This window comes from Cryobacterium sp. CG_9.6, assembly GCF_029893365.1.
In the GTDB taxonomy this organism is placed as follows: Bacteria; Actinomycetota; Actinomycetes; order Actinomycetales; family Microbacteriaceae; genus Cryobacterium.
Map to the genome: position 1 here is coordinate 1,813,058 of NZ_JARXUZ010000001.1, position 11,957 is coordinate 1,825,014.

An 11,957-nucleotide genomic window follows, 5' to 3' on the forward strand; every position below is an offset into this window, starting at 1 on the left:
CCCGGAATACGTTCGGTAGCTGTCCGTGTCTGGCCCAATAATGCCCATCCTGGAGCTATTACTACATGACAATCGCAACGACTGATCGGGCACCCAAGCAGGTCGCCATTAACGACATTGGATCTGCTGAAGACTTTCTTGCCGCAGTCGAAAAGACTCTGAAATTCTTCAACGACGGCGACCTCATCGAGGGCACCGTCGTGAAGATCGACCGCGACGAGGTTCTCCTCGACGTGGGTTACAAGACCGAGGGTGTCATCCCCTCCCGCGAACTCTCCATCAAGCACGACGTTGACCCTTCCGAGGTTGTCAAGGTCGGCGACGTGGTTGAGGCACTCGTCCTCCAGAAGGAAGACAAAGAAGGCCGCCTCATCCTGTCGAAGAAGCGCGCTCAGTACGAGCGTGCATGGGGCGACGTTGAGAAGATCAAGGAGGCCGACGGTGTTGTCACCGGTTCGGTCATCGAGGTCGTCAAGGGTGGACTCATCGTTGACATCGGTCTTCGTGGCTTCCTTCCCGCATCGCTCATCGAGCTTCGCCGCGTTCGCGACCTCACCCCGTACCTGGGTCAGGAGATCGAGGCCAAGATCCTCGAACTCGACAAGAACCGCAACAACGTTGTGCTCTCGCGTCGTGCACTGCTCGAGCAGACTCAGTCTGAGAGCCGCACCACGTTCCTCAACAACCTCCAGAAGGGACAGGTCCGTAAGGGCGTCGTCTCGTCGATCGTCAACTTCGGTGCGTTCGTCGACCTGGGTGGCGTTGACGGTCTGGTTCACGTTTCCGAACTCAGCTGGAAGCACATTGAGCACGCCAGCGAAGTCGTTGAAGTTGGCCAGGAAGTCACCGTCGAGATCCTCGAGGTCGACCTGGACCGCGAGCGCGTCTCACTGTCGCTCAAGGCAACGCAGGAAGACCCGTGGCAGGTATTCGCTCGCACCCACGCCATCGGCCAGGTTGCACCGGGTAAGGTCACCAAGCTCGTTCCATTCGGTGCGTTCGTTCGCGTTGCCGAGGGCATCGAGGGCCTGGTTCACATCAGCGAACTGTCCGGCAAGCACGTTGAGCTCGCCGAGCAGGTTGTTTCTGTGGGCGATGAGGTCTTTGTTAAGGTCATCGACATCGACCTCGAGCGTCGCCGTATTTCGCTGAGCCTCAAGCAGGCCAACGATGGCGTCGACCCCGACGGCACCGAGTTCGACCCGGCACTCTACGGAATGCTCACCGAGTACGACGACAAGGGCCAGTACAAGTACCCCGAAGGCTTCGACTCCGAGACCAACGAGTGGCGCGAAGGCTTTGACGAGCAGCGCGAAAAGTGGGAGCAGGACTACGCTGCAGCCCAGGCTCGCTGGGAAGCCCACAAGAAGCAGGTCGCATCCGCGAACGACGAGATCGCTGCCCCCAGCGATGTCGCTCCGGCCGGCTCTGCCTTCTCGAGCGAGTCGGCTGGCGCCGGCACGCTTGCTGACGACGAGGCACTCGCGGCTCTTCGCGAGAAGCTCTCGGGCGGCAACTAGCACCACCGCACGACGCATCACGCAGTAACCAGAAACACCGGGCCGTATCCTTCGGGATGCGGCCCGGTGTTTTTTGTTGGGCACGCTGTCGTTTCCGCTAGCATTACTTCGATGTACCTCATTGGATTGACCGGCGGCATCGCCTCTGGCAAGAGCACCGTAGCAAAGCGCCTGGCCGAACAGGGTGCCGTTCATATCGACGCCGACAAGATCGCGCGCTACGTTGTCGAACCGGACTCACCGGGCCTGGCGGCCATCGTTGCCAAATTTGGCAACACCGTTCTGTTGCAAGATGGCAGCCTGGACCGCTCGGCGCTCGGCGCGATCATCTTCAGCGATGCGACACAGCGGGAGGCACTGAATGCCATCACGCATCCAGAGATCTGGAGTCGCACGCAGGAGCTGATCGAGGAGGCCGAGCAGAACGACCCCTGGGCCGTTGTCGTCTACGACGTTCCGCTCCTTGCCGAGGCTGCCGCTGATCGTCGACTGCCCTTCGACCTCATCGTTGTCGTGCACGCCGATACGCAAACGCGCATTGAGCGGATGATGCGAGACCGCGGGATGAGCCGGGCAGATGCGACAGCCAGAATCAACTCTCAGGCCAGCGATGCAGAGCGCCTGGCCATTGCGGACATCGTGATCGACAACACGGGCACCATCGAGCGCACCCGTGAGCAGGCCGACGCGGTCTGGCGCCGGGCGCTGCTTGCCCTCGACTGATGCCCCGCTCACTGGACTGACGATGGTGCGCGGTCAGCGTTCTTGTCGGTGGGGTTTTGTAGGATGGAAACATGGAACCCACCCGCTCGGTCAACCCGTTTCAGGTCGTCAGTGAGTACACACCAAGCGGTGACCAGCCGTCGGCGATCGCCGATCTTACGGCCCGCATCAACGCCGGTGAAACCGACATTGTTTTGCTCGGTGCCACGGGAACAGGTAAGTCGGCAACGACCGCCTGGCTGATCGAACAGGTGCAACGCCCCACCCTCGTTCTCGCACACAATAAGACCCTGGCAGCCCAGCTCGTAAACGAGTTCCGCGAGCTCATGCCGAACAACGCCGTCGAGTACTTCGTCTCCTACTATGACTACTACCAGCCCGAAGCGTATGTTCCACAGACCGACACCTTCATCGAGAAAGACTCCTCGATCAACGAGGAGGTCGAGCGTCTGCGCCACTCCACCACCAACTCCCTCCTGAGCCGCCGTGACGTGATTGTGGTCTCCACGGTCTCCTGCATCTATGGCCTGGGTACCCCCGAGGGCTACATGGAAGCCATGGTGGCCCTGCAGGTGGGTCAGAAGGTCAGTCGTGACTGGCTGGTGCGCAAGTTCGTAGCCATGCAATACCAGCGCAACGATGTCGATTTTTCGCGGGGTAACTTTCGGGTCCGCGGCGATACGATCGAAATCATCCCCATGTACGAGGAACTTGCCATTCGCATTGAAATGTTCGGTGACGAGATCGAGGCCTTGCACAGCCTGCATCCGCTCACTGGAGATATTGTGCGCAAGCTCGACTCGGTAGCCGTCTTTCCCGGCTCACACTACGTGGCGAGCACTGATGTGATGCAACGTGCCATTGGTACCATTCAGGACGAGCTGGCCGAACGGCTTGAGCAACTCGAGCGTGAAGGCAAGCTCCTGGAAGCCCAGCGGCTGCGTATGCGCACGTCCTTCGACCTGGAGATGATGGAACAGATTGGTTTCTGCTCCGGAATCGAAAACTACTCTCGGCACATCGATGCACGTGAAGCCGGCGAGGCACCCCACTGCCTGCTGGACTATTTTCCGGATGACTTTCTTATGGTCATTGATGAGTCGCACGTGACCGTTCCGCAGATCGGCGCGATGTACGAGGGTGATTCGTCCCGTAAGCGAACTCTCGTGGAACACGGTTTTCGCCTGCCGAGTGCCCTCGACAACCGACCGCTCAAGTTCAATGAGTTCAAGAACCGCGTCGGCCAGACCGTGTACCTCTCAGCCACTCCGGGAAAGTACGAGATGGGCATCGCCGACGGTATCGTCGAGCAGATCATTCGTCCCACCGGCCTGATTGATCCGCAGATTATCGTGAAGCCCAGTGCGGGCCAGATCGACGATCTGCTGGAGCAGATCAAGCTTCGTACCGAACGCAACGAGCGCGTGCTGGTTACGACCCTCACGAAAAAGATGGCGGAGAACCTCACCGACTTTCTCACCGAGGCGGGTGTGCGGGTGCGGTACCTGCACTCCGATGTCGACACGTTGCGGCGCGTGGAACTGCTCACCGAGCTGCGCGCGGGCATTTACGACGTGCTCGTGGGTATCAACCTGCTCCGTGAAGGGCTCGACCTACCCGAGGTGTCGCTCGTGGCTATTCTCGACGCCGACAAGGAGGGCTTCCTGCGCAGCGCGACCTCCCTCATCCAGACGATTGGTCGAGCCGCCCGCAATGTGTCTGGAGAGGTGCACATGTACGCCGACCGGCTGACGGCCTCAATGGAGAAGGCCATCGACGAGACCGACCGGCGCCGCGAGAAGCAGGTGGCCTACAACACGCTGCACGGAATCGACCCGCAGCCGTTGCGCAAGCGCATTGCGGACATCACGGACGTACTGGCTCGCGAAGAGGCGGATACCGCCGAGCTGCTCGCTGGCCGCGACGCCCGCCGCAAGGGCACCACCTCTGGACGACGCGTCGGCCTGGCCGCCAACGGGGCGAACGACCTCGAGTCGATCATCACCGATCTCAACAGCCAAATGCTTGAGGCCGCCGGAGAACTCAAATTTGAGTTGGCTGCTCGTCTGCGTGACGAGCTCTCCGAACTCAAGCGTGAACTGCGTCAAATGGAGAAAGCTGGTCACCTGCAGTAGGTGTCAAGTCGACCTTGGCGGGTCGACCACGCTTCGGAACCTCCGTGTTCAGCGGCAGGGGCGCAGCGCCGCCCGCAGCCACGGCACGGGCTAGGCGAGTTTCACAGTGATCGAGCCAGCGAGCTTCGGCTTCGGTGGCGAAGATGAGGGAATCGATCACGAGGAGCCAGGCCAGCCGTTCGGACGAGTCCTCGCCATCGCTGGTGTCCCGGGAATGGGTGAGTTCCGCGAGGTTACGACCTGTCGCCGTGCGTTGCACCTGAATAACCTGCGCAATATCCACCCCCGGCAGCGTGACCGCGATGGCCAGCTTGATGGCCAGCTCATCTCGGGTAGCCCCGGTGCGAACAACCGGGGTCCTGAGCCAGCGTCCGACCGCGTCGTGGCCGGCCGTCGTGATTGCAAAATAATTTTGCTCGCTATCGCGCTCGGCCTTCTGCACGAGACCGTCTCGTTCTAACCGATCGAGGGTGCTGTAGATCTGTCCCACATTGAGCGGCCACGTCGACCCGGTGCGGCGGTCGAATTCCGCGCGCAGTTGATACCCGTAGCAGGGACCCTGATCAAGAATGGCAAGAAGACTCTGACGAACGGACACGCAACCTCCGGCAACGACAAACGAGCGACATACTGAGCGATAACAGGTCGTAGCTAGTGAGTATATACATACTCCGTATTCACCTTGAAGTATTTCCCACGTTCAGGAGTGTCAGTCAGGCTGCGTAGACTCGATAGGTGTCGATAACGAAGGTTAATTCCGCTTCAAAACTCAGCGTTCGCGGTGCTCGCGTCCACAATCTCCACAACGTGGATCTTGAGATTCCCCGTGACTCCCTTGTGGTGTTCACCGGACTCTCGGGTTCCGGCAAATCCTCTCTCGCTTTTGACACGATCTTCGCCGAAGGCCAGCGGCGCTACGTGGAGTCTCTGTCTGCGTACGCGCGTCAGTTCCTCGGCCAGGTGGACCGTCCCGACGTTGATTTCATTGAGGGTCTGAGTCCGGCAGTGTCGATCGATCAGAAGTCGACGAACCGCAACCCTCGGTCCACGGTAGGGACCATCACCGAGATCTACGACTACATGCGCCTGCTCTGGGCCCGCATTGGCGTTCCACACTGCGCTCAGTGCGGTGAGGTCATTCAGTCGCAGACGGTGCAGCAGATTGCGGACCAACTCATGGAAATGGATGCAGGCATCCGCTACCAGGTTGTGAGTCCCGTCGTCTCGCAAAAGAAGGGCGAATTCGTTGATCTTTTCCAGGAACTCGCCGGTGGCGGCTACTCGCGGGCGATTGTGGACGGCGAACAGATTCAGCTCAGCGAACCGCCCACGCTGAAGAAGCAGCAGAAGCACGATATCGCGGTTGTTGTCGACCGCCTTGTGGCCGGGCCCGACCTGCTGAGCAGACTAACCGATTCGCTCGAAACAGCCCTGAAGCTCACCGACGGTGTCGTGCAGATTAACTTTATTGATCGTGAGGGCGATGCAGCGTGGCAGAGCTACTCCGAGAAGCTGTCCTGCCCGAACAACCACCCCGTGCAGCTGACAGAGATTGAGCCCCGCACGTTCTCCTTCAATGCCCCTTTCGGAGCCTGCCCGGAATGCTCCGGCCTCGGAACTCGGATGTCTGTCGATGAGGACCTTCTGCTCGGCGACCCAGACCTCAGCATCGCCGAGGGTGTCGTCTTGCCGTGGACCACGCAGGGCAAGGGCCTTTTCCAGTACTACGAAAAGCTGCTGGACGGCCTGTCACACGATCTCGACTTCTCTCTGGACACACCGTGGTCCGAGCTCACACCCGAGGTGCAGAACGCGGTCATGCGCGGTGACAATTTTGAGGTTCGGGTCAAGTGGAAGAACCGCTACGGCCGCGAAATGAGCTATACCTCTGGTTTTGAAGGTGTCGTTCCCTACATTGAGCGCCAGTACCTGCAGGCGGAGAGTGATACCCAGCGCCAGCGCTGGGCCGAGTACCTGCGTGAGGTGGACTGTCACGTTTGTGGCGGTACCCGACTCAAGCCCGAAGTTCTCGCTGTCACCGTCTACGGCTCCAGCATCGCGGATGTCTGCAGCCTGAGCCTGACCGATGCTCGAGCGTTTATGGACGAGCTCACGCTGAACGATCGTGAAGCGGCCATCGCGGCGCAGGTTCTGCGAGAAATTCGCGCTCGACTGGACTTCCTGATTCGGGTTGGCCTCAACTACCTCAACCTCGCACGGGCGGCAGCAACGCTCTCGGGTGGGGAGGCGCAACGCATCCGTTTGGCCACCCAGATTGGCTCCGGCCTCACCGGGGTGCTGTACGTTCTGGACGAGCCCAGCATCGGTTTGCATCAGCGTGACAACCGCCGCCTCATCGAAACCTTGATTTCACTGCGGGATCTGGGCAACACTCTGATCGTTGTGGAGCACGACGAAGACACCATCAAGACCGCCGACTGGATTGTGGACATTGGACCGGGTGCCGGGGTCAACGGCGGGCACGTCGTGCACTCCGGTTCTTACGAGAAACTACTCGCCAACAAGGAGTCGCTCACGGGGGACTACCTCGCCGGTCGCAAGTCCATTGAAACGCCGACCACTCGACGGCCGATCGACCCCGAGCGCCTGATCACCGTGACCGGTGCGTCCGCGAACAACCTCCAGAAGGTCACCGCCACGTTCCCGCTCGGCACGTTCACCGCCGTCACGGGCGTGAGCGGATCAGGCAAGTCGTCGCTCGTCAACGACATCCTGTACCGCGTTCTCGCCAACCGTCTGAACGGGGCGCGCAAGCTTCCTGGAAAGCACACCCGGGTCACCGGCCTCGAGCAGCTCGACAAGGTCATTCACGTCGACCAGGCACCGATTGGGCGCACGCCCCGCTCAAACCCCGCAACCTACACGGGCGTTTTTGACAAGATACGTAACCTCTTTGCAGAGACCATCGAAGCCAAAGCCCGCGGTTACCTGCCCGGCCGTTTCAGTTTCAACGTCAAGGGTGGACGCTGTGAGGCCTGCTCCGGCGATGGCACCATCAAGATTGAGATGAACTTTCTGCCGGACGTCTACGTGGCCTGTGAGGTCTGTGGGGGAGAGCGATACAACCGCGACACCCTGACGGTGCACTACAAAGGCAAGAACATCGCGGAAGTGCTCGACATGCCGATCAGTGAGGCGGCCGATTTCTTCGAACCGATCTCGTCTATCCACCGTTTTCTCAAGACCCTCGTCGAGGTGGGGCTGGGTTACGTTCGTCTCGGTCAGAGTGCGACGACGCTCTCCGGTGGCGAAGCCCAGCGAGTGAAGCTCGCCACGGAGCTGCAGAAGCGCTCAAACGGGCGCAGTGTGTATGTGCTCGATGAACCCACAACCGGGCTGCACTTCGAGGACGTGCGCAAGTTGCTCCTCGTGCTCAATAGCCTTGTGGATAAGGGCAACACGGTCATTGTCATTGAGCACAATCTCGACGTAATCAAGTCCTCGGACTGGGTCATCGACCTGGGTCCCGAGGGCGGATCCGGCGGAGGTAAAATTCTCGCTGCCGGCACACCCGAACAACTGGCCGGTGTGAAGAAAAGCCACACCGGAAGGTTCCTCAAGGAAGTTCTTGCAGCGGGTTGACACGTGACGAGAAGAACCTCGCTACACGCCTAACCGTGGGATTACACCATGTCTAATGCCTTGACGTACCGCCCCAAGACGGGTGAGATTCCAACGACCCCCGGCGTGTATCGGTTTCGAGACGAGACCGGCCGTGTGCTGTACGTGGGCAAAGCCAAGAACCTGCGCGCCCGTCTTGCCAATTACTTCGCCCCTCTTCCGAGCCTGCACGAACGTACCCGGCGCATGGTCACGACGGCCGCATCCGTGGAGTGGACCGTTGTCGGCACCGAGGTCGAAGCACTGCAACTGGAGTGGACCTGGATCAACGAATTTGATCCGCCGTTCAACGTTCAGTTCAAGGACGATAAGTCCTACCCGTACCTGGCCGTGACACTCGCTGACGAGGCACCGCGGGCGCTGGTGACGCGCACGGAGGGTATCAAGGGGGCCCGGTATTTCGGCCCGTATCCCAAGGTCTGGGCCGTGCACGAAACCATCGAGCTCATGCTTAAGGCTTTTCCGATCCGCACGTGCAATAACGCGAACTATAAACGGGCCATGCAGAGCGGAAAGCCCTGCTTTGCGAGCCAGATCGGCCGCTGCTTCGGCCCGTGCTCGCACAACGTCTCGATCGAGGACCATCGAGCTCGTGTGGAGCAGTTCGTGAGCTTCATGGGAAGCCAGGACCGGAAACTGATCAACAAACTCACCGCGGAAATGAAAGACGCCGCCACCGAGCAGAAGTATGAGCTCGCCGGCAAGCGACGCGACCAGGTTCTGGCGTTGACCGCGATCCTCGAAAAGAGCGCTGTGGTACTGCGCGACAACGTCGACATTGACCTGTTTGCCATCGAACAGGACGAACTCGCGGCGGCTGTGCAACTTTTTCATGTTCGAGGTGGACGCATTCGCGGTGTGCGTGGCTGGATGGTGGACAAAGAACTCGATGTCTCCATCGGAGAACTCATTGACTCCATGATGCAGACCGCGTACACGGGAACGACGATTCCGCCGCGGGAAATTGTTCTCCCCGAATTGCCCGACGACGCTGAAGCGCTTGAACTATGGTTGGCAGAAATCGCACACCGCAAGGTGCGCCTGGTAGCTGCTCAGCGCGGCGAAAAAGCCGCACTTCTGGCCACGGCCAGTCAGAATGCCAAACAGGCCCTCATGCTGTACAAAACCCGGCGAAGCTCGGACTTCGTGGCTCGTTCCAAGGCGCTCGAAGATATTCAGGAGGCCCTCGGTATGCCGGCGGCGCCCCTACGCATGGAATGCTACGACGTCTCGCATCTGAGTGGAACCAACATCGTTGCATCCATGGTGGTCTTCGAAGACGGTCTGCCTCGGAAGGACGACTACCGGCGGTTCAGCATTCCGGAGTCCACGGACGACACGGATTCCATCTACCGCACGCTGATGCGTCGCCTGGCCTACCTCGCGCCAGCCGTCGATGAACCTGTGCACGGTGAACCCGGTGCAGCGGTCGCGTCCCCTGACGAGACTGAGAAAAAGCGCGCGAAGTTTCGCTACTCGCCAAATCTGCTCATTGTTGACGGCGGTCAGCCTCAGGTCGCGGCCGCGGCCCGGGCTCTTGCCGACTCTGGAGTGACGGGTGTTCAGCTCTGCGGCATCGCCAAGCGACTCGAGGAAATCTGGCTCCCGGACTCCGACTATCCCGTCATTCTCCCGCGTAATAGCGATGCCCTCTTTCTCATTCAGCGCATCCGTGACGAGGCACATCGGTTTGCCATCACTCATCAACGAGCCAGACGCAAACGCGATATCAGTAGCATCCTCGGTGAGATTTCTGGGCTTGGTCCGGCCCGGGTGAAGGTGTTGCTGCAGCATTTTGGTTCCGTCGCCCGTCTGAAAGAGGCCACGGAAGAGTCAATTTCCGAGGTCCGGGGCATTGGTCCGCTTCTCGCCGGTACCATTTATCACCATCTTCGGGCGTGAAGGTTCCCCATGGTCGGTAGGCTTGCTTATCTGATCAACTCCGACAGAAGGCGCATTCTAGAATGACAACGGATCCCGATAAGCAAGAATTGCTGATAGTGACGGGAATGTCCGGGGCTGGCCGTTCCACGGTTGCGAACGCTCTTGAGGACCTCGGCTGGTATGTCGTAGATAACCTGCCGCCGCAGATCCTCCGCCCGCTGGTTGAACTGGTGGAACGTGCAGGGACCACACTGCCCAAAATCGCCGCCGTGGTGGACATCCGTGGTCGAGATCTTTTTGGTGACTTCCGCGAAACCGTGCAGGCGTTACAGAGCGGGATTCAAGTTCGCGTTGTCTTTCTGGAGGCCAGGGACGACGTTCTCGTGCGCCGCTTCGAATCTGTGCGCCGCCCGCATCCGCTGCAGGGCGAAGGTACACTCCTGGACGGAATCGCGGCCGAACGGGCACGTCTTCTCCCGGTCCGGGAATCCAGTGACATCGTTATTGATACGTCCGACCTGAACGTGCATCAGCTCGCGACCTCCACAACGGAGCTTTTCGCAGCCGAGGGTACGGCCGGCGTTCAGGTGACGGTTATGAGCTTCGGTTTCAAGTACGGGTTGCCGACTGACGTTGACATGGTGGCTGACGCACGTTTTCTCCCGAACCCCTTTTGGATCCCCGAACTCCGGGGCCACACCGGGCAGGATTCCGAGGTGCGCGACTTCGTGCTGTCCCAGCCGGGGGCATCGGACTTTATTGATCGTTATGCCGCCGCGCTGGAACCCGTTCTCTCTGGTTACCAGCGGGAGAACAAACGGCATGCAACCATTGGTATTGGTTGCACGGGCGGAAAACACCGTTCCGTCGCAATGGCCAGAGAACTCGCGTCTCGGCTGGAGAAACTTCCCGGCGTCGTGGTGAAGATTAAGCACCGCGACCTCGGACGTGAATAACCGCGGTTCATCCGCCTCGCCGGCCGCTGCATTGGCGGCCCACTTCAATCGCATGCCCGAATAACAGAATGGAAATACGATTGGCACTCACCGCCGACGTTAAAGAAGAACTCTCCCGCGTAGAGGTCTCAAAGACCACCGTACGCGCGGCGGAGTTAGCAACAATTCTCCGATTTTCCGGTGGCCTGCACATCATCAGCAGCCGCATTGCCATCGAATCGGAACTGGACACCCAGATCTTGGCCCGGCGTGTCCGTAAAGATCTCGCTGAGCTTTACGGCGTGCGCAGTGACGTGCAGGTGATCGCGGCCTCTGGCCTGCGCCGCACCAACCACTACCTTGTTCGTGTCATCGAGGGTGGTGAGACCCTTGCCCGCCAGACCGGACTGCTCGACGCACGTCGGCGCCCCATTCGCGGTCTCCCGAACCGGCTCACCACGGGTTCCAAGGAAGAGATTGCCGCCGTTTGGCGCGGGGCATTCCTCGCTCACGGCACGTTGACTGATCCCGGTCGCTCCGCCGCTCTTGAGGTGATTTGCCCCGGAAACGAAGCCGCAATGGCGCTTGTTGGTGCGGCGGGCCGCCTCGGCGTCGCTGCAAAGGCTCGTGAGGTGCGTGGAGTGCACCGTGTGGTTATTCGTGACGGCGATGCGATTGGCGCGATGCTGGTTCACATGGGCGCGGCAAACACCGTATTGAACTGGGAAGAACTGCGTCAGCGACGCGAAGTTCGAGCCACGGCGAACAGGTTGGTCAATTTTGACGATGCCAACCTCCGTCGTTCCGCCGAAGCCGCTGTCGCTGCGTGCGCTCGCGTGCAGCGGGCAATGGACATTCTCGGCACGGACATTCCTGAGCACCTCCGCTATGCCGGTGAACTACGGCTGAGTTTTCGTGACTCCAGCCTCGACGAGCTGGGGCACCACGCTGATCCGCCCATGACAAAGGATGCCGTCGCCGGGCGAATTCGCCGTCTGCTTGCCATGGCGGACAAGAAGGCCGTCGACCGTGGAATCCCGGGAACAGACGTTCCGTTCCCACCGCACCCGGATGACGTGTGACGACGCATTCAGGGACCCCTCAAACGACCTGACTAG

Annotated in this window: 8 protein-coding genes; 7 read left to right on the plus strand and 1 reads right to left on the minus strand. The window is 60.2% G+C overall.

Annotation, left to right across the window (positions count from 1 at the left end):
- The first annotated feature begins 65 nt into the window (after positions 1-65).
- The 3 genes from rpsA (at position 66) to uvrB (ending at position 4,378) form a co-directional block, all read left to right on the plus strand.
- Positions 66-1,520, plus strand: coding sequence for a 30S ribosomal protein S1 (gene rpsA / locus H4V99_RS08205; protein WP_280677188.1), 1,455 nt, complete (start codon positions 66-68; stop codon positions 1,518-1,520).
- A gap of 111 nt (positions 1,521-1,631) precedes the next feature.
- Positions 1,632-2,243, plus strand: a complete 612-nt coding sequence (gene coaE / locus H4V99_RS08210; RefSeq protein WP_280677190.1) for a dephospho-CoA kinase — start codon at positions 1,632-1,634, stop codon at positions 2,241-2,243.
- 71 nt (positions 2,244-2,314) lie between these two features.
- Positions 2,315-4,378, plus strand: coding sequence for an excinuclease ABC subunit UvrB (gene uvrB / locus H4V99_RS08215; protein WP_280677193.1), 2,064 nt, complete (start codon positions 2,315-2,317; stop codon positions 4,376-4,378).
- Here the strand turns inward: uvrB and H4V99_RS08220 are convergent.
- Positions 4,332-4,976, minus strand: coding sequence for a PadR family transcriptional regulator (locus tag H4V99_RS08220; RefSeq protein WP_280677195.1), 645 nt, complete (start codon positions 4,974-4,976; stop codon positions 4,332-4,334). The two genes, uvrB and H4V99_RS08220, sit on opposite strands and share 47 nt — an antisense overlap.
- 137 nt (positions 4,977-5,113) lie before the next feature.
- Between H4V99_RS08220 and uvrA the strand changes: the two genes are divergently transcribed.
- The 4 genes from uvrA (at position 5,114) to whiA (ending at position 11,921) form a co-directional block, all read left to right on the plus strand.
- Entirely contained in the window at positions 5,114-7,981 is a 2,868-nt protein-coding gene (uvrA, locus tag H4V99_RS08225; RefSeq protein ID WP_280677197.1) for an excinuclease ABC subunit UvrA, read from the plus strand.
- 48 nt (positions 7,982-8,029) lie between these two features.
- Positions 8,030-9,922, plus strand: a complete 1,893-nt coding sequence (uvrC, locus tag H4V99_RS08230) for an excinuclease ABC subunit UvrC (RefSeq protein ID WP_280677199.1) — start codon at positions 8,030-8,032, stop codon at positions 9,920-9,922.
- A 62-nt stretch (positions 9,923-9,984) separates the two neighbouring features.
- The gene (gene rapZ, locus H4V99_RS08235; RefSeq protein ID WP_280677201.1) at positions 9,985-10,860 is read left to right on the plus strand and encodes an RNase adapter RapZ; all 876 of its coding nucleotides are present in this window, start codon (positions 9,985-9,987) and stop codon (positions 10,858-10,860) included.
- 80 nt (positions 10,861-10,940) lie between these two features.
- The gene (whiA, locus tag H4V99_RS08240) at positions 10,941-11,921 is read left to right on the plus strand and encodes a DNA-binding protein WhiA (RefSeq protein WP_280680036.1); all 981 of its coding nucleotides are present in this window, start codon (positions 10,941-10,943) and stop codon (positions 11,919-11,921) included.
- Positions 11,922-11,957 lie beyond the last annotated feature (36 nt).

Bases quoted from the DNA above. Each gene is read 5' to 3' on its own strand.
- rpsA (WP_280677188.1), top strand. From the start codon at position 66: ATGACAATCGCAACGACTGATCGGGCACCCAAGCAGGTCGCCATTAAC.
- coaE (WP_280677190.1), top strand. From the start codon at position 1,632: ATGTACCTCATTGGATTGACCGGCGGCATCGCCTCTGGCAAGAGCACC.
- uvrB (WP_280677193.1), top strand. From the start codon at position 2,315: ATGGAACCCACCCGCTCGGTCAACCCGTTTCAGGTCGTCAGTGAGTAC.
- uvrC (WP_280677199.1), top strand. From the start codon at position 8,030: ATGTCTAATGCCTTGACGTACCGCCCCAAGACGGGTGAGATTCCAACG.
- rapZ (WP_280677201.1), top strand. From the start codon at position 9,985: ATGACAACGGATCCCGATAAGCAAGAATTGCTGATAGTGACGGGAATG.